This is a genomic window from Candidatus Pelagibacter sp. PS_28 (assembly GCF_059417885.1).
The window spans coordinates 1142448-1162101 of the sequence record NZ_CM182070.1; the positions used below are offsets into that span (position 1 = coordinate 1142448).

A 19654-nucleotide genomic window follows, 5' to 3' on the forward strand; every position below is an offset into this window, starting at 1 on the left:
TTAATTAATCAATCCTAATTTTTTTTTAATTTTGTTATCTAAATCTATTTTTTTATAATAATGATTAAAAATCAATTTTGAATTGATAATATCGTTAAAAAACTTTTTAATATAATCATTTTTCAATTTTATAGTATATTTTTTATTTTTAGATTTTATAATAATATTTATTTTTTTGTTTGAAGGTAGCGCAAATGCTTGAAAGGGTATTTCGATAATCTTATCATTACCAAAAAAAATCAGATTACTAATATATTCTTTTGATATGGCAAAATTTCCATAAAATTTTTTTGACTTATCTTGAACTAATAAAGAAAATTCCTTAATAACTTTACTTTTTGACCTTTTAAAGTTTTTTTTGAGGATTAAACTTTTTTGAAAATTTTTATTAAAAAAGATTCGAATAATGGCAGCCGCATAAGGCCCCATATCATAATTGCACCCACCATTAATATTAGAAATATCTTTAATAGGTTTAGTGAGAGGTATATTAAAATTTGCCTGAATTGTTTCTATCTTCTTTTCTCCACCAATTAATTTTATAATTTTATCAAAAGCAGAGTGATAATTAAAAATCATTAATTCACACAATAATACATTTTTCTTTTTAGCAATTTTTAAAAGTTGGTTGGTCTCTGAGTAAGATGTTGTAATTGGTTTATCAACAATAACATTGTATCCTAGATTTAATGCTAATTTTGCATAGTAAAAATGAAGATTATTTACTAAAGAAATATAAATATAATCAAAACTTTTAGCCTTGAGAGCCTTGTCGTAATCATTATAAAATATTTTTTTCTTCCTATTGATTTTATGTGATTTAGAGCAAATAAATATATCTAGATTTTCTATTCTTTTTAAAGATTTAATTACTCTTCTACGTACAAAAGAGGAATAACCAATAATTAGCATTTTTTTTGGCATCAATATAATTTACTAAATTAATATATAAAAATATTATGTATATGATATTTCATTGTAATTATCACGTTATATGCAAAAAATTTTAATTATTAGTAAAAATAAATCATTAAGAGGAGGCTATAAAGCAGCAATAGAACTTGGAAATGCACTAAAAACCCTACCATTCAATAATGTGAAGTTCTTTAGAGGTGGATGCCAAAAATAAAAAAATAACTTTTTTAAAAATAAAATTCCATGAAAGATTGCCTGACTTACTGTCTGGTGAAAGTTATCATTGTTAAAGCTTAAAGTTTCAAGCTGTGCATTAAATAACTTTTCAGACATTATTACATCTTCAAGATTATATTTTAAGATTCTTGATTTCTGGTCTTCATCATAGGTGGGATAATTATCAATAATAACATCGCGCCATGAGTCTTTTATCTCTTTGGTCGTTGGGCCCTTGCCTTATTAGCGTCTGTAAAACTGAACCCAGTTGCGTAAATAGGTTCTCTTGCCATTCTCTTTGTTTCAGGAGCTGCACCAGCAGCGACAGTCTTTTGTATTTCATCAGTCATAATAGTTCACCTTTTATTAGTTGTTAATATTGGGAATACTACAATTCATGGAACAGAAAATGAGAAGCTAACTAGGTGTTAAAGTGACAAGGACAATACATACCTGAACCAAGAATGAACCAAGATTTATCCTAACATGTCCTAACAAATACAACGTCCAGTGAGTCCACAAAACATGAACACTGTTTAAAGACACAGTATTTGCTAATGCTTTAGAATATAGGTTTAGATATAGAAATTAATTAAGAGTGTATTGCTCTTTTATCTACTGATAAAGCTGCTTCTTTTACAGCTTCTGAGAATGTTGGATGCGCATGACACGTTCTTGCAATATCTTCAGCGCTAGCACCAAACTCCATTGCTACTCCAATTTCTCCAATTAATTCACCTGCATGAGGTCCAATAATATGTGCTCCTAAAACTCTATCTGTTTTTTCATCAGCTAAGATTTTCACAAAACCTTCTGCTTCATCAATTGCTTTAGCTCTTGAATTTGCCATAAATGAAAATTTACCAATTTTATATTTAGTATTTGCTTCTTTTAATTGTTCTTCTGTTTTCCCAATTGAAGCAACCTCTGGCGTTGTATAAACAACTCCAGGAATAATATCATAATTAACATGTCCTGATTGTCCTGCAATATTTTCTGCAACTGCAATACCTTCGTCCTCAGCTTTGTGAGCAAGCATCGGTCCATCAATTACATCTCCAATAGCATATACATTCTTAATATTTGTTTGAAATGTTTTATCAGTTTTAATTCTTTTCTTTTCATCTAATTCAACACCAATTGCTTCTAAATTTAAGTTAGTTGTATTAGGTTTTCTACCAACAGATATAAGAACTACATCACAATCAAAATCTGCTTTTTTTCCATCTTTATCTGATGTTGAAACTATAGCACCATTAGCATTTTTTTTAATTCCTTCTACTTTTGTCTGCATATGAAAATTAATTCCTTGTTTCTTTAATATTTTCATAAACTCTGTAGATATTTCTCTATCCATACCAGGAGTAATATGCTCTAAAAATTCAACCACATGAACCTCAGCACCTAATCTAGACCAAACAGATCCCATCTCTAACCCTATATAACCACCACCAACTACAACCATTTTTTTTGGAACCGATTGCAGAGTTAATGCACCTGTTGAAGATACAATTATTTTTTCATCAAATTCAATACCTGGTAATGCAACTGGAACTGACCCCGTGCTAATGACTGTTTTATCTGTTTCAATTATAGTTTCTTTTTTTTGATCATCTAATATTGAAATTTTATTTGCAGATTTAAAGCTTCCAGTACCCTTAAAGTAAGTGACTTTGTTTTTCTTGAATAAAAATTCTACACCCTTAGTTAAAATTGTTACTGCTTTGTCCTTGTTTTGCATCATTTTTTGAAGATTAAGCTTTACCTCACCCACCTCTATGCCAAGTTTAGAAAAATTTTGCGCCTTATGATAATTTTCAGAAATATTTAACAAGTTTTTAGAAGGTATGCACCCAACATTTAAACAGGTTCCACCTAATGAACCTCTTGATTCTATACATGCAGTTTTAAGTCCTAATTGTGCTAATCTTATCGCACACACATAGCCTCCTGGACCACCACCTATTACTACTGCTTGAAATTTATCTGACATTTAAATATTTAAAAATAACCTTCTTGGATCCTCTAAGTTTTCTTTAACCATTTTTAAGAATGATACTGACTCTTTACCATCTATAATTCTGTGATCATAAGACAAGGCAAGATACATAATGGGTCTAATTTTAATTTCACCATCAACCACCATTGGTCTTTCAACTATATTATGCATACCTAACACACCAGATTGAGGTAAGTTTAATATTGGAGTAGATAGCATTGAACCATAAACTCCACCATTGCTAATTGTAAAAGTTCCACCCTGAAGGTCATCTATGGTTATTTTTCCATCTCTTGCTTTTTCAGAAATAGTTTTAATATTTTTTTCAATATCAGCAAATGATAATTGATCAGCATCTCTTAATACTGGTACTACTAATCCCTTTTCAGTTCCTACTGCAAAACTCATATTATAATAATTTTTATAAATAATTTCATCTCCATCAATTTCAGCATTAACTGATGGATACATTTTTAGTGCAGCAACACATGCTTTTACAAAAAATGACATAAACCCTAATTTAATTCCGTACCTGCTTTGAAAATCTTCCTGGTTCTCTTTTCTCATTTCCATTATGCCAGTCATATCAACTTCATTAAAGGTAGTTAGTAATGCTGCATTTTCTTGTGCTTGTTTTAATCTTTTTGCAATTGTCTGTCTAAGCCTAGACATTTTAATTCTCTCTTCTTGACCATATTTAATTTTTCTTTCTGACGGTTGTGGGTTTTCCCCCATCATACCAATTAGATCACCTTTAAGAATTCTACCCTCTTTACCAGAGCCACTAACTTTTTTTAAATCAATTTTATTTTCAACTGCCATTTTTCTTACAGCTGGTGAAAGTACTTCACTATTTTTATTTGAAGAATCAGCTTTTTCTTCTTTAACTTCATTGTTTAATATTAAAGGTTCTTCCTCTTCAGGTTCTTTAAAAACTTTAGGAGCTTCTTTTTTAATTTCTAAATTAACTACATTATTTTCTGTTTTCTTAGGTTCAATTTTTGTAATTATCTTTTTTTCAGATGGTTGAGCTCCATTTTGACTTATCATACCAAGAAGAGCACCTACTTCGACTGTTTCTCCATCTTTAGAATTTATTTCGGACAAAACCCCATCAATTGGAGATGGTACTTCTAAATTAACTTTATCAGTTTCTAATTCTACAATTGCCTCATCAGCTACCACTGTATCGCCTTCATTCTTAAGCCACTTAGCAACTGTCGCTTCAGTAATGCTTTCTCCAAGAACTGGTACTAAAATTTTTTCGCTCATTTTTATTCAAAAACCTTTTTTATAATTTCTTGTTGTTGGGCAAGATGTCTTTTTGCATAACCTGTAGCTGGAGACGCGTCTGGGCTTCTTCCTATATAAGAAATTCCAGTATTATTAGCGTTAATAGTTTCCAATGTCCATTGTATATAGTCTCTTACAGAAAACCATGCTCCCATATTTTTAGGTTCTTCTTGACACCAATAAAATTTAGCATTTTTAGCATAAGGCTTAAGTTCTTTAACAAGAGTTTTTGCTGGGAATGGATACAATTGTTCTATTCTGAACAATATCACATCATCTTTTTTTAGTTTTTCTCTAGCTTCTAATAAATCAAAATAAACTTTACCTGAACACATTATTACTTTTTTTATCTCTGGAGCTTTTCTTAATTTTATAAAACCATTAGATTTTGGGTCTACTGCATGGTCCCATAATATTCTATGAAATGAATTTTCTTTACTAAAATCTTCTAGGTTGGAAACACAGTACTTATTTCTTAGTAAAGATTTTGGGGTCATCATAATTAGTGGCTTTCTAAAATCTCTATGCATTTGCCTTCTTAATGCATGGAAATAATTTGCAGGCGTAGTACAATTCATTATTTGCATATTGTCATTAGAACATAATTGTAAAAACCTTTCTAAACGAGCTGATGAATGCTCTGGACCTTGACCTTCATATCCATGTGGTAATAGCATTACTAACCCTGATGCTCTTGTCCATTTTCTTTCTCCAGATGCAATAAATTGGTCAATGACAATTTGTGCTCCATTAGCAAAATCTCCAAACTGTGCTTCCCAAAGTGTAAGAGTATTAGGCTCAACGAGACTGTAACCGTACTCAAAACCTAAAACTGCTAATTCTGATAAAAAACTATCTACTACTTCAAACTGCTTTTGATTTTTTGAAATATTATTTAATGGAACATAGCGGCTATTATCTAATTGATTTCTTAAAACTGAATGTCTTTGACTAAAAGTTCCTCTCCCAGAATCTTGACCAACTAATCTGACAGGATATCCTTCTTCTAATAAAGACCCAAATGCTAATGCTTCTGCAGTTGACCAGTCTATATTTGAACCATTTTTAACTGCTTCTTTTCTAGAGTTTAATATTTTAATAATTGTTTTATGTAAATTTAATTCTTCAGAAGAAGAATTTATTTTTTCTGAAATCTCTAAAAGTTTTTTAGTATCTGAGCCTGTTACTCCTCTTTTATCTTTTCCTTTTTCAGGTTTATATGCTGACCATGTGCCTTCAAACCATTCGATTTGGGGTTTATAATTTTTTGCATTTTTAAATTGATCATCAAGTAAATTTTTAAATTCTTTTACTGAATTTTCTAAAATACTATTAGTAATTATATTCTCAGCTATCAATTTATTTCCATAAACATTTACTGGAGAAGGGTGAGATCTAATTTTTTCATACATCAATGGTTGAGTAAATGATGGCTCATCTCCTTCATTATGACCAAATCTTCTATAGCAAATCAGATCTATAACCACGTCTCTATTAAATTTTAATCTAAACTCCGTAGCGATTCTAGCCGCATAAACAACTGCTTCTGGATCATCTCCATTAGCATGAATAATTGGAGCATCAACCATTTTTGCTACATCAGATGGATAAGGTGAAGATCGTGCAAATCTTGGGCTTGTTGTAAAGCCTATTTGATTGTTAACTATAATATGAATTGTTCCACCAGTGTTATGACCTGGCAAACCAGACATTGCAAAACATTCTGCTACTACACCCTGTCCAGCAAATGCAGCGTCACCATGTATCAATATAGGTATTACTTTATTTCTTTCTTTATCTTTATGAAAAAATTGTTTTGCTCTTGTTTGTCCAAGAACTACTGGATTAACTGCTTCTAAGTGAGATGGATTATCTGTTAAACTAACATGTACAGAATTTCCACCAAAATCTCTATTTGAAGATGCTCCTAGGTGATATTTAACATCTCCAGCTCCTTCTTCTGATGATGCATTTATTTCTCCAGCAAATTCATTAAATATTCTTTTATAAGATTTCTGTAAGACGTTTGCTAACACGTTTAGTCTTCCTCTATGGGACATTCCAATCTTAACCTCTTTAACTGCAGACTGACCACTAATCTTAATAATTTGCTCCAAAGCAGGGATTAAACTTTCTCCACCATCTAATCCAAATCTTTTTGTTCCTACATATTTTTTATGTAAAAACTTTTCAAAGCCTTCAGCTTGAATTAATTTATTTAAAATAGCTTCTTTACCATTTTTTGTAAAATTTATATTATCGTCTGATTTTTCAATCCTATCTCTAAACCACTTTCTTTCAGTTGGGTTTGATATGTGCATGTATTCATACCCGATTGGTCCACAATAAGTTTTTTTCAAAAATGCTAATATCTCTTTAATATTTGATTGGTCTTTATTTATAACTCCACCCAAATAAATATTTTTTTGATAATCTTCTTTTTTAAAGCCAAAAGACTCAGGATGAAGTTCATCCAGATAATCTGACTTAAGCAATTCTAATGGATCTAGTTTAGCAATAAGGTGTCCTCTTTGACGGTATGATCTAATCATTGAAACAGCTTTAATTGAGTCTTCATTTGATCTTGGTGAATTTATTTGATTTACATTAATTTGTTGGGCTTTGTTTAATAAATTTTCATCCTCTTGTTCAATTCTTTTTTGAAGTTCGTCTATATCAATTTTTTGTTTTATGCCCCATGATGGACCATTAATTTCCTTAGCAATCATACTTAAATCTTCACTCATACCCTCAAAATAACTTTGCCAGCTTTCAGGAAGATCTTTATCTTTATTAATAAATTTTAAATACATTTGCTCTATAAATGCACTGTTAGATTTACTAAGAAATGAAGTTTTTTCGAATTCGAGATTTTTTGATGATGACATCTATTTTATTGATATAATATCAGATAAATAATTTTCAATTAGATAATTTATTAAATAATGTTTTGCCTAGTTCAGATGGTGATTTTGCAATCATAATTCCACATTCTTCCATTTTTTTTATCTTATCCTCTGCTCCACCTTTGCCACCTGAGATAATAGCTCCTGCGTGTCCCATAGTTCTTCCTGGGGGTGCTGTTATTCCAGCAACAAATCCAACCATAGGTTTTTTTATTTTGTGGTTTTTAACAAATTCAGCTGCTTCTTCTTCTGCAGAACCACCAATTTCTCCTATCATAAGAATAGATTCAGTCTCATCATCATTTAAAAATAAATCTAAACAATCAATAAAGTTTGTTCCATTTATTGGATCTCCACCAATACCTATGCAAGTAGATTGTCCTAATCCATTTTCAGTTGTTTGTGCAACCGCCTCATAGGTTAAAGTTCCAGATCTTGAAACAATTCCCACTGAGCCTTTTTTGTGGATATTTCCAGGCATAATCCCAATTTTACATTCATCAGGAGTAATTATTCCTGGACAGTTAGGTCCTATCAATCTGCTTTTTGAACTATTTAGCTTTTGTTTAACACGAAGCATATCTTGAATTGGTATACCTTCAGTAATACAAACTATAAGCTCAATAGATGCATCAATAGCTTCTATTATGGCTGCTGCTGCAAATTTTGCTGGCACATAAATCATAGTTGCATCAGCACCTACTTCATTTTTTGCTTCAGCCACAGTATTAAATACTGGACGTTCAAGATGTTTTTGTCCTCCTTTTTTAGGAGTAACCCCACCTACAAGATTAGTTCCATATTTTAATGCTTGTTCAGAATGAAAAGTGCCATGTGCACCTGTGAAACCTTGGCATATAACTTTTGTATTTTTATTAATTAAAACTGACATTCTATTTTATAGCCTCTACTATTTTTTGTGCAGCATCATCTAAATTTTCTGCTGAAATTAATTTTAATCCTGAATTATCTAAAATTTCTTTTCCTTCTTTAAAGTTAGTTCCTGCAAGTCTAACTACCAATGGAACACTAATATTTATTTCTTTAGCTGCATCAACAACGCCTTGAGCAAGGACATCACATCTCATTATTCCACCAAAAATATTTATTAGTATGCCTTTAACATTTTTGTCTGAAAGAATTATTTTTAGAGCAGCAGAAACTTTTTCTTTTGAAGCTCCACCACCAACATCTAAAAAATTTGCTGGCTCTTCTCCATATAATTTAATTATATCCATTGTTGCCATTGCAAGACCTGCTCCATTAACCATGCACCCAATGCTTCCATCTAACTTTATATAAGCAAGATCATGTTTGCTTGCTTCTATTTCAGCTGGATCTTCTTCATTTAAATCTCTCAACTCTATAATTTCAGGATGTCTAAATAGTGCGTTAGAATCAAAATTAACCTTTGCATCTAAGCAGATTATATTTTTTTCTTTAGTTAATATTAGTGGGTTAACCTCAACCATATTAGCATCCGTCCCTAAAAACATATTATATACTGATTTAATTAGTGCTATTGCTTGTTTTTTAGCATCATCAGTTAAGCTGTAAATTTTAATTATCTTTTCACAATCAGCGTCTGAAATTTCTTTAACAATATCTACTTTTGTTGTTATAATTTTTTCAGGCGTACTATCTGCAACCTCTTCAATATCCATTCCGCCTTGATCACTTGATATAAATACAATTTTTGAACTTGCTCTATCAATTAAGCAGGATAGATAAAATTCTTTATCTATATTAGAAGACTCTTCCACATATAATCTTTTTACTTCTCTTCCTTCAGGACCAGTTTGATGTGTTACAAGTGTTTTTCCTAATAATTCTTTTGCAGCAACGCCTAGTTCTTCAATAGTATCTAATATTTTTACACCTCCCGCTTTACCTCTTCCACCAGCATGGATTTGTGCTTTTAATACAAACTTTTCTGTTTTTAATGATTTTGCTTTTTCAATCAACTCATCAACTGTGAAAGCAAAAATACCTTCAGGAACAACTGCCCCATATTCTTTTAGGATTTTTTTTGCTTGGTGTTCATGAATGTTCATGATTTATTTAGATAGATCTGGGTCTATTTTTGATGCAGCTTCCCATAATGCTTTCACAGCATCTATCGAGTGCATAAATTCTTTTTTTTCTTTTTCATCCAAGTCTATTTGCTCTATTTTTTCAACACCATCTTTACCAATTATTACTGGTACACCGGCATAAACATTGCTAACTCCATATTCTCCGTTTAAATGAACTGCGCATGGAAGTAATTTTTTTTCATCTTTTAAATATGCTTCTGCCATTTGTACACCTGAAGCTGCTGGTGCATAAAATGCAGAACCTTTTTCTAAATATTTAACAATCTCAGCTCCTCCATCTCTAGTTCTTTGATTAATTTCTTCTAACCTTTCTGGAGATATTTTTCCTTCTTTAACTAAGTCTAATAATGGTTTACCTGAAACTTTTGTGAATCTTGGTAGGGGAACCATTGTGTCTCCATGACCTCCCATAACCATTGCTTCAATTTCTTTTACCAGAACATTAAGCTCTAGAGATAAAAATAATTTAAATCTTGAGCTATCCAAAATTCCTGCCATTCCAACTACTTTATTTACTGGTAAACCTGAAAATTTTTGAAAGGCCATCACCATAACGTCTAACGGATTTGTAATACATATTACAAATGCATTGGGTGCATTTTTTTTAATGCCCTCTGCTACTTGTTTAATAATTTTTAGATTAATACCCAATAAATCATCTCTGCTCATTCCTGGTTTTCTTGGAACTCCTGCAGTAATTATTATTACATCTGAATCTTTTATATCTTCATAATTGTCTGTACCTGAAAATTTCACATTAAAACCATCAACAGAGGAAGATTGAGCTATGTCTAGAGCTTTTCCTTTAGCTATACCACTTGCAACATCAAAAAGTACCACCTCATCAGCTACTTCTTTGGTTCCGATTAAGTGAGCAAGAGTGCCCCCAATTTGACCAGCTCCTATTAAAGATATTTTTTTCATTTCTCTCCTTATTTCATTGTTGGCATGACAAATTCTGCATTAGATCTTATTCCAGAAGGCCATCTTGATGTTACTGTTTTAAGCTTTGTATAAAATTTAATTCCTTCAGCTCCATGCATTGCACTATCTCCAAATAATGATCTTTTCCATCCACCAAAACTATGGAATGCCATTGGTACTGGTATTGGAACATTAATTCCAACCATACCAACTTGAATTTTACTAGCAAACGTTCTTCCAGCATCACCATCTCTTGTGTAAATGCTTACTCCATTACCATACTCATGGTCGTTAATTAATTTTGTTGCTTCTTCAAAAGTTTTAACTCTTATGACTGATAAAACAGGTCCAAATATTTCTTCTTTATAAATTCTCATATCTTTTTTAACATGATCAAATAAACAACCCCCTATAAAAAAACCATTTTCATATCCTTGAAGTTTTATATTTCTTCCATCAACAACTAATTTTGCACCTTCTTCAACTCCGAGATCAACATAACTTTTTACTTTTTCTAAATGTTCTTTGGTAACTAGTGGACCCATCTCAGATGTTTTATCCATACCAGGTCCTACTTTTAATGCTTCAGCTTTTTTTGATAAACGAGCAACTAGCTCATCACCTATATCTCCTACAGCTACTGCCACTGATTGTGCCATACATCTCTCTCCTGCAGACCCATATGCAGCACCCATTAATCCATTTACCGCACCATCAAGGTCACAGTCAGGCATTACAACTAAATGATTTTTTGCACCACCTAAAGCTTGAACCCTTTTTTCATTTTTTGCAGAGTTTTCATAAATATATTTTGCAATTGGTGTTGAGCCTACAAAGCTTACAGCTTTGACATCTTTGTTTGTTAAAATTGCATCAACAGCTTCTTTATCTCCATTAACAACATTAAAAACACCATCTGGTAGTCCTGCTTCTGTTAGTAATTCTGCTAATCTTAGTGGGCAAGATGGATCTTTTTCTGACGGTTTTAAAATAAATGTATTTCCACATGCAATAGCAATAGGAAACATCCACATTGGCACCATTGCAGGAAAATTAAAAGGTGTAATTCCAGCAACAACTCCAAGTGGTTGTCGCATAGACCAACTATCTACATTTGTTCCTACATTTTCTGAAAATTCTCCTTTAAGTAAATGTGGAATCCCACACGCAAATTCAACAACTTCTAGTCCTCTTGTTAAAGAACCTTTGGCATCTTCATAAACTTTCCCATGCTCTGAGACTATTAACTTTGTAAGTTCATCGGCATTTTTTTCTATTAACTCTTTAAATTTAAACATTACCCTTGCTCTTTGAAGTGAAGGTTTTAAAGACCAAGTTTCAAAAGCTTTTTGGGCTACTTCTACAGCTTTATCTAGATCTGCTTTACTGGCTAATCTTACCTCAGACTCTTGTTCGCCAGTTGCTGGATTAAAAACTTTGCTTTTTCTGTCAGAGGAGCCTGAAATTAGCTTTCCGCCAACAAAATGTTCTAATAAATTCATGAATGGTGTTATTTAAAGAGGTAATTAGCTTGTTGCAAGCATTTTTTTCAATTCAGCTATAGCTTTTGCTGGATTTAATCCCTTTGGACAAGCATTAGTGCAATTCATAATAGTATGACATCTATAAAGTTTAAGCTCATCAGCTACTTTTTTTAATCTCTCTTTTTTTTCATCATCTCTACTATCAACTATCCATCTATAAGCCTGAAGTAAAACTGCAGGACCTAAATATTTATCACCATTCCACCAATAACTTGGACAAGATGTTGAGCAACATGCGCACATGATACATTCATATGCACCATCTAATTTTACTCTATCTTCTTTAGTTTGTAATATCTCAGTAGTTTCAACTTTTGTATTTGTTTTTAACCATGGCTCGATTGATTCATACTGTTTGTATAATCCACTTAAATCACCAATTAAATCTTTTTTAACTTTTAAATGAGGTAATGGATAAATATTTATATCACCTTCAATTTCTGAATGAGGCTTTGTACATGCTAAACCATTTTTGCCATCCATATTCATTGCACAAGATCCACAAACTCCATGTGCACACGATCTACGATAAGCTAATGATGGGTCAATTTCGTTTTTAATTTTATTTAAAATATCTAATACTTTTGAAGGACAATTATCCATATCCACTTCATAGGTATCTACTCTTGGGTTTTCTCCATTTGAGGGATCCCATCTGTAAACATTTACTTTTCTAATATTTTTTGACCCAGTCTTATCTTGGTAATAGTTACCTTTTTGAACTTCTGAATTTTTAGGTAAGTTTATTTGAACCACTAGTAAACTCTTTCTTGAGGTGGAAAGTATTGAACTTCATTTGTTAAAGTTGTTTTAGTAACTGGTCTATATCCAATTTTTGAATCTTTTCCATTGCACCAAGCAATAGTGTGTTGCATAAATTTTTCATCATCTCTTTTTGGGAAATCTTCTCTTGCATGCGCACCTCTACTCTCTTGTCTATTATAAGCAGAATCCACTGTTGTAATTGCTTGTCTTATCAAATTATCAAATTCCAATGTTTCCACTAAATCAGTATTGAAAACAAGTGACTTATCTTTTACAGAAATTGATTCCATTCCATCGTATGCTTTTCTAATATTATCAACACCTTCTTTAAGCGTTTTTTCTGTTCTAAAAACAGCACACTTTGATTGCATAGTTTTTTGCATTGAAAGTCTAAGTTCTGCAGTACTATTTTCACCATTAGAGTTTCTTAATTTATCAAATCTTTCTAAACATTTTTCTGTTTCAGTCTCTCCTATATCCTCGTGTGGAGTTCCTGGTTTTACAAGTTCTGCAGCTCTCTTGGCTGCAGCTCTTCCAAATACAACTAGGTCAATTAAAGAATTAGATCCCAATCTATTTGCTCCATGAACAGAAACACAGGCAGCCTCACCAATTGCCATTAATCCTGGAACTGTTTCAGAATCATTTCCTGTTAATACTTCAGCTTTATAGTTTGTTGGGATACCTCCCATATTGTAATGAACAGTGGGCACTACTGGTATTGGCTCCTTAGTTACATCAACATTTGCAAATAATCTTGCTGCTTCCGTTATTCCTGGAAGTCTACTTTCAATAATATTTTTGTCTAAATGACTTAAGTGTAAATGAACATGATCCTGTTCTTTACCCACACCTCTTCCTTCGTTAATCTCAATTGACATTGATCTACTTACTACATCTCTAGATGCTAAGTCTTTAGCTTTTGGTGCGTAACGCTCCATAAATCTTTCACCTTTTGAATTAACTAAATATCCACCTTCACCTCTAACACCTTCAGAGATTAAAGTTCCGTGCCCATAAATTCCTGTTGGGTGAAATTGTACAAATTCCATATCTTGTAATGGTAAGCCTGCTCTTAAAACCATTGCATTTCCATCTCCAGTACAAGTATGTGCTGAAGTTGCAGAATAATAAGCTTTTCCGTAACCCCCTGTTGCAATTATTGTGCTGTGCGCTCTAAATCTATGAATTGTTCCATCATTTAAATTCCAAGCAATAAGACCTTTGCATTCACCATCCTTCATTAATAAATCTAAAGCAAAATATTCAATAAAAAATTCAGTGTTATGTTTTAAAGCTTGTCCATAAAGAGTATGAAGTATTGCGTGTCCAGTTCTATCTGCAGCTGCACATGTTCTTTGAACAATTCCATTACCATAATTTTTTGTCATTCCACCAAAAGGTCTTTGGTAAATTTTGCCATCATCAGTTCTGCTAAATGGAACTCCATATTTTTCTAACTCTATAACAGCAGCTGGAGCTTCTTTACAAAGATACTCAATACTATCTTGGTCACCTAACCAGTCAGCACCTTTAACAGTATCATACATATGCCAACGCCAATCATCTTCACCCATATTCCCTAAAGATGCAGAAATTCCTCCTTGAGCAGCTGAGGTATGACTTCTTGTTGGAAATACTTTTGAAATGCAGGCTGTTTTTAAACCAGCTTCACTTAAACCAACAGCAGCTCTTAGACCTGATCCTCCGGCACCAAGTACGATGACATCGTATTCATGGTCTATTATTTTATATGAGCTCATTAGTTTAAATTCAATATTACAGTTATTGTTATAGTTGGCATTATTATAGCAAAAATATTAAGTACTTTGTTTGCGGCATTTTTGATTTTTTCATTCTGAATATAATCTTCAAATACCTCGCTAATACTTAGGGCAGAAAAAAAGTAAGCAAATACTAGTGTTAAAGAAACTAAAATTTTAGATGGTTGAGTGGTAAAGAAATTAACAACCTCAATATAATCTTTATCAAAAATTGAAACTAAATTTAGAATAAACCAGATCATTAAAGGTACTAAAATTACTGAACTAATTTTCATGAACAGCCATTTTTTTGTTACAGAGTTCATTTTAAATAAAATTCCTTCCTAATAGATAAAATAGAATTGTAAAAAAAATAGATCCAAAAATTACCAATAAACCTGTAATCTTTGTGGTCTTTAGTTCAAAACCATAACCAAGATCCATTACTAAATGTCTTATTTCACTCAATACCTGAAAGCTAAAAGACCAAGTTAAACAAATAATAATAAATTTTCCAAAAATAGATTGCAAAAATAATTTTGTTAGATCGTAGCTAGATTCTCCTAACAACAAAGAAAATATCCACAAACAAATTACTGTTATTGCAAATATATTAACTATTCCTGTAATCCTATGAGAAATAGAAACCAAAGAAGATATGTGCCATCTATAAATTTGAATGTGTGGTGATAAAGGGTTGTTATTATCCATTATTCTTCCTAATTAAAAGCTCAGCTATTTCTACTGCATTCAGTGCAGCACCTCTTAATAAATTATCTGATACTATCCACATATTGAGTGTATTTTTTTTTGTTTTATCTTCTCTAATCCTAGAAATATAAGTTTCATTTTTACCTTCTGCCTCTAAAGGAGTAATGTAGCCTCCATCTTCTCTTTTATCATACACCTCACATCCCTCTGCACTATCTAATAAAGAGTGTATTGTTTGTAAGCTAAATGGTTTTTCAAATTCAATATTTACAGATTCAGCATGAGAAACTAGCACTGGAATTCTTACGCATGTTGCAGTTAGCTCAATTTTGTCATCTAAAATCTTTTTTGTTTCGTTAACCATCTTTAATTCTTCTTTTGTGTAACCATCATCTGCAAAAACATCTATGTGAGGAATTGCATTAAATGCAATTTGTTTAGTAAAATTTTTAGAATTTATTTTCTTTTTATCTAATGATAATTTAGTTTGTTCAATCAATTCATCCATTGATGCTTTACCACCACCAGATACGGATTGATAAGTTGATATAACTACTCTTTTTATATTAAATTCATCATGTAAGGGTTTTAGAGCTATTACTAATTGTGCTGTAGAACAGTTTGGATTAGCAATAATATTTTTTTTTAAAACATTAATTGCTTCTGGATTCACTTGTGGAACAATTAAAGGTACATCTTGATCCATTCTGAAAAAGCTAGAATTATCAATTACTGTAGTATGTTTTGCTGCTTTTTCTGCATATTTTTCTGATATTTTTCCACCAGCTGCAAAAAAGGTAATTTCAGCTTTTGAGAAATCATAAGTCTCTAAGTTAGAAATCTCATGCTCCTTACCATTAAAATTTACTTTTTGACCAGCACTCCTTGGAGAGGCAACTAAAAATAATTGGTCTATTGAAATTTTTTTCTGCTCTAATACTTCGAGCATTTTTCTTCCAACATTACCTGTGGCTCCTACAATTGCTATATTCATGATATTATTTTACTTTTATACTAGATGAAGGGTAAATCACAAACGTTTCCATTAATGGTATTATCGTTTATTTGAATTTTAAAGCCTTGAGATGCTTCCCAGTGGGATTTCTTTATCATTGCTATGCCTATAACCTTTTGAAAATGAGGTGAATAACAAGCCGATCTTAATTCACCAATTACATTATTATTTTCATCATATATGTTTTTTGATCCAGTAAGACTAATTTCTTTTATATCAATTTTAACTCCCCTTAATTTTTTTTGGGGTCCTTTTAATTTTATTTCTTTCAATTTTTCTTTTCCTAAAAAATTTATATCACTATCTAAGCTAACATATTGATCAAAACCACATTCAAATGGATTGTCGTTATTATCAAAGTCATTACCATAAGATAACAGTGCACTCTCAATTCTCTCTATTAAATTCGGACATCCTGGCCCTACATTAAATTCTTTTCCAACTTCAAAAAGATGGTCATACAATTTTTGTCCTGACTGTGTATTTTCAACGTATACTTCATATCCTCCTTGTTTAGACCATCCTGATCTAGCTATAAGGTGCTTTGTGCCTTCAAAATCAAAATAATCAAACCCAAAGAATTTTAGCTCAGTAATTTTTTTTCCAAAAACTTTTTCCATTAACGCAAAGGATTTTGGACCTTGTATTGCCATAATATCAACTACTGGTTCTACAATTTTAACATCAAATTTGTGTCCTGATGCTAAGCCTTTGGCAAAAAAGATTACATCCGAATCTGCTATTGATATCCACCATTTATTTTCATCAAGTTTTAAAACAACTGGGTCATTAATTAAATTTCCATTTTCGTCTATTATTGGACAATAATAACATCTGCCTATTTTAGATTTTGATAGATCCCGACATGTCATCAATTGTACTAACTCTGCCGAGTCTTTTCCTGATATTTCTACTTGTCTTTCTGCAGCGACATCCCATATCTGAACATGTTCTTTTAAATGTTTGTAGCTATCCTCTATTGATCCAAATGCAGCAGGTAACAACATATGATTATATATTGTGTATGCTGTAACTCCTTGTTTCTCTATTCTTGAGGTGTAAGGAGTACTTCTTAATCTTCTTGATTTTGCTATTGAAAAATTTTTCATTTTTTTAAAAATTCAGAGATCTTTTCTCTCATTTCAAAAGCTTTTTCAAACATAATCATATGTCCACAATTTTTAATTATATGAGTTTTTGAATTAAGAACGAGCTCTGCAAATTTCTTACCTTTTTCAATATTAACCATCTTATCTAGCTCACCAAAGATAAATAATGTCGGACACTTGATTGACTTTAACGCCTCAGATCCATTTTTATAATTATTACATGCTATAAGATCGATAGCTAAAACTTCTCTAATATTTCTTGGAGAATTAATAATTTTTTCCACAGGATTACCTCCAATGAATTTTTTATAATTCTCATAGCTCCATTTCATCATTAACTGAACTGCTTTATCATCTCCATTTTCAGCAAGATCAATTAAATCTTGATTAACAGGCATTCTGTAAGAACCACCTATAAATATTAAATTTTTAACTCTTTTAGAATACCTTAATGAATATTCCAATGCTTCCAAACACCCTTGGGAATGACCTATTATTGTTAATTCAGAAACATTAAGTTTTTTAAAAACTTTTTCTAACCAATCTGAAATTTCTTCTATTGATTTTAAACAATCACCTTCAGAATTTCCATGTCCAGGTAAATCTATTGCTAAAACATTATAATTTTGATTTGATAAATACTGTTCTGTTAAGGACCAAACAATATGTGAGAGACCACTTCCATGCAGCAAAACTATTGTGGATTTTTTTTTATCAATACCTTGGCCTGAATCTGATGCAAAGACTTTTTTGTTGTCTACTTGAAAGATCAACTTAATTCCTTAACTTTCTTTCTAAGTTCAAATTTTTGAATTTTTCCTGTTGAAGTTTTTGGTAAATCACAAAAAATAACACTCTTAGGAAGTTTAAATCCTGCCAATGTTTCTCTACAAAAATCTATTATTTCTTTTTCTGTTGCTGGCTTATCTTTAATTAATTCAACAAAAGCACAAGGTGTTTCTCCCCATTTTTCATCTGGTTTAGCAACTACAGCTGCTAAAGAAACTGAAGGGTGTTTTGCAATTGCATTTTCAATTTCTATTGAAGAAATATTTTCTCCTCCAGAGATAATAATATCTTTAGATCTATCTTGAATTTTTATATATCCATCAGGATGGGTCACAGCTAAATCTCCTGAATGAAACCATCCACCTGCCATTGACTTATCTGTTGCTTCTTTATCCTTGTAATATCCCTTCATTACAATATTCCCTCTAATCATAATTTCACCCATAGTCTTTCCATCTTTAGGTACTGGCTTCATTGTTTCTGGATCCATTACAATAGCGCCCTCTGTGTTTGGGTAACGTACACCTTGCCTTGCTTTGATTTCATTCTTTTTATCTTTTTCTAAAGAATTCCAATCATCATTCCACGCACACTGCAACATATGACCATAAGTTTCTGTTAATCCATAAACATGCATAACCTCAAAGCCAAGATTTTCCATTTTTTCAAAAATAATACTAGGTGGAGGTGCACCTGCAGTTAAAACATTGACTTTTCTTTTTAAGGCTTTTTGATCTTCCTTAGGAGCATTAACAATCATATTTAAAACTATTGGAGCTCCACCAAAATGTGTTACTTCATATTTATCAATTAGTTCAAACATCTTTTTAACATCAATATTTCTTAAACAAATTACTCTTGCGTGCAGCATTGCTAATGTCCAAGGATAACACCAACCATTGCAATGAAACATTGGGACAACACATAAAAAATTTAATTTGTTAGGCATATTCCAAGCTGTAATACTACCAGTTGCCATCAAATATGAGCCTCTGTGATGATAAACTACTCCTTTTGGGTTTCCAGTAGTTCCTGACGTGTACCCTAATGAAATCGCTTCCCATTCATCTTTTGGTTTTTTCCATTCATAATTTTCATTACCTGTGTTTAAGAAACTTTCATATTCAAGTTCACCTATTTTTTTAAAAGAACTTGTGTCTATGTCCTGGTCGTCAATATCAATAATTGTAATTTTATTTTTAACATTTTTTAAAGCCTTCTCAATTACATCATGAAATTGTCTATCTACAATTAAAACCTTTGCATCACTATGTTGTAAAATATAACTTATAGTGTTGGGGTCTAGTCTTGTATTGATTGCATTAATTACTGCCCCCACCATAGGTATTGAATAATGTGCTTCAAAAATTTCTGGTGTATTGAAAGCCATTATAGAAACTGTATCTCCAGTTTTCACACCCAATTTATCTAATGCGCTAGCAAACTTAACACATCTTTTATAAACTTCTTCCCAAGTATACGACCTACTTTCATAAACTAAGGCTTCATAATTTGGATATATATCTTTAGTTCTTTCTAAGAATGTTAAAGGAGAAAGAGGAACATAATTAGCCTCATTTTTATCTAAATTTGTATCGTAATGACTCAT

Annotated in this window: 17 protein-coding genes; all 17 read right to left on the reverse strand. The window is 31.6% G+C overall.

Annotation, left to right across the window (positions count from 1 at the left end; translation table 11 throughout):
- Positions 1-924, reverse strand: coding sequence for a Gfo/Idh/MocA family protein (locus AC5SMR_RS06190; RefSeq protein ID WP_494576706.1), 924 nt, complete (start codon positions 922-924; stop codon positions 1-3).
- Between the two features lie 117 nt (positions 925-1041).
- Positions 1042-1248 (reverse strand): hypothetical protein, encoded by a 207-nt coding sequence (locus tag AC5SMR_RS06195; protein WP_494576708.1) that lies wholly within the window; start codon positions 1246-1248, stop codon positions 1042-1044.
- Between the two features lie 475 nt (positions 1249-1723).
- Positions 1724-3124, reverse strand: a complete 1401-nt coding sequence (gene lpdA, locus AC5SMR_RS06200; RefSeq protein ID WP_494576710.1) for a dihydrolipoyl dehydrogenase — start codon at positions 3122-3124, stop codon at positions 1724-1726.
- Entirely contained in the window at positions 3125-4402 is a 1278-nt protein-coding gene (gene odhB / locus AC5SMR_RS06205) for a 2-oxoglutarate dehydrogenase complex dihydrolipoyllysine-residue succinyltransferase (protein ID WP_494576712.1), read from the reverse strand.
- 2 nt (positions 4403-4404) lie between these two features.
- Entirely contained in the window at positions 4405-7311 is a 2907-nt protein-coding gene (locus tag AC5SMR_RS06210) for a 2-oxoglutarate dehydrogenase E1 component (protein ID WP_494576714.1), read from the reverse strand.
- Between the two features lie 34 nt (positions 7312-7345).
- A complete protein-coding gene (sucD, locus tag AC5SMR_RS06215; RefSeq protein WP_494576716.1) occupies positions 7346-8221 on the reverse strand; it encodes a succinate--CoA ligase subunit alpha in 876 nt (291 codons plus the stop codon).
- A 1-nt stretch (position 8222) separates the two neighbouring features.
- Positions 8223-9383, reverse strand: coding sequence for an ADP-forming succinate--CoA ligase subunit beta (gene sucC, locus AC5SMR_RS06220; protein WP_494576718.1), 1161 nt, complete (start codon positions 9381-9383; stop codon positions 8223-8225).
- Between the two features lie 3 nt (positions 9384-9386).
- Positions 9387-10349 (reverse strand): malate dehydrogenase, encoded by a 963-nt coding sequence (gene mdh / locus AC5SMR_RS06225; RefSeq protein ID WP_494576720.1) that lies wholly within the window; start codon positions 10347-10349, stop codon positions 9387-9389.
- Positions 10350-10357: 8 nt separating this feature from the next.
- Positions 10358-11851: a CoA-acylating methylmalonate-semialdehyde dehydrogenase gene (locus tag AC5SMR_RS06230; RefSeq protein WP_271767454.1), complete on the reverse strand. Its 1494-nt coding sequence runs from the start codon at positions 11849-11851 to the stop codon at positions 10358-10360.
- A gap of 24 nt (positions 11852-11875) precedes the next feature.
- Positions 11876-12649, reverse strand: a complete 774-nt coding sequence (locus AC5SMR_RS06235) for a succinate dehydrogenase iron-sulfur subunit (protein ID WP_011281565.1) — start codon at positions 12647-12649, stop codon at positions 11876-11878.
- The gene (gene sdhA, locus AC5SMR_RS06240) at positions 12649-14421 is read right to left on the reverse strand and encodes a succinate dehydrogenase flavoprotein subunit (protein ID WP_494576722.1); all 1773 of its coding nucleotides are present in this window, start codon (positions 14419-14421) and stop codon (positions 12649-12651) included. Before sdhA ends, AC5SMR_RS06235 begins: the two co-directional genes overlap by 1 nt.
- Entirely contained in the window at positions 14421-14747 is a 327-nt protein-coding gene (gene sdhD / locus AC5SMR_RS06245) for a succinate dehydrogenase, hydrophobic membrane anchor protein (protein ID WP_494576724.1), read from the reverse strand. Before sdhD ends, sdhA begins: the two co-directional genes overlap by 1 nt.
- A 1-nt stretch (position 14748) precedes the next feature.
- Complete coding sequence (gene sdhC / locus AC5SMR_RS06250; protein WP_006997665.1) at positions 14749-15132, reverse strand: succinate dehydrogenase, cytochrome b556 subunit; 384 nt, start codon at positions 15130-15132, stop codon at positions 14749-14751.
- Complete coding sequence (locus AC5SMR_RS06255; protein ID WP_494576726.1) at positions 15125-16126, reverse strand: aspartate-semialdehyde dehydrogenase; 1002 nt, start codon at positions 16124-16126, stop codon at positions 15125-15127. Before AC5SMR_RS06255 ends, sdhC begins: the two co-directional genes overlap by 8 nt.
- 20 nt (positions 16127-16146) lie before the next feature.
- Complete coding sequence (locus AC5SMR_RS06260) at positions 16147-17256, reverse strand: dimethylsulfoniopropionate demethylase (RefSeq protein WP_006997663.1); 1110 nt, start codon at positions 17254-17256, stop codon at positions 16147-16149.
- Positions 17253-18029: an alpha/beta fold hydrolase gene (locus AC5SMR_RS06265; protein WP_006997662.1), complete on the reverse strand. Its 777-nt coding sequence runs from the start codon at positions 18027-18029 to the stop codon at positions 17253-17255. The genes AC5SMR_RS06260 and AC5SMR_RS06265 overlap by 4 nt, the downstream gene beginning before the upstream one ends.
- Positions 18026-19654: an acyl-CoA synthetase gene (locus AC5SMR_RS06270; RefSeq protein ID WP_494576729.1), complete on the reverse strand. Its 1629-nt coding sequence runs from the start codon at positions 19652-19654 to the stop codon at positions 18026-18028. The genes AC5SMR_RS06265 and AC5SMR_RS06270 overlap by 4 nt, the downstream gene beginning before the upstream one ends.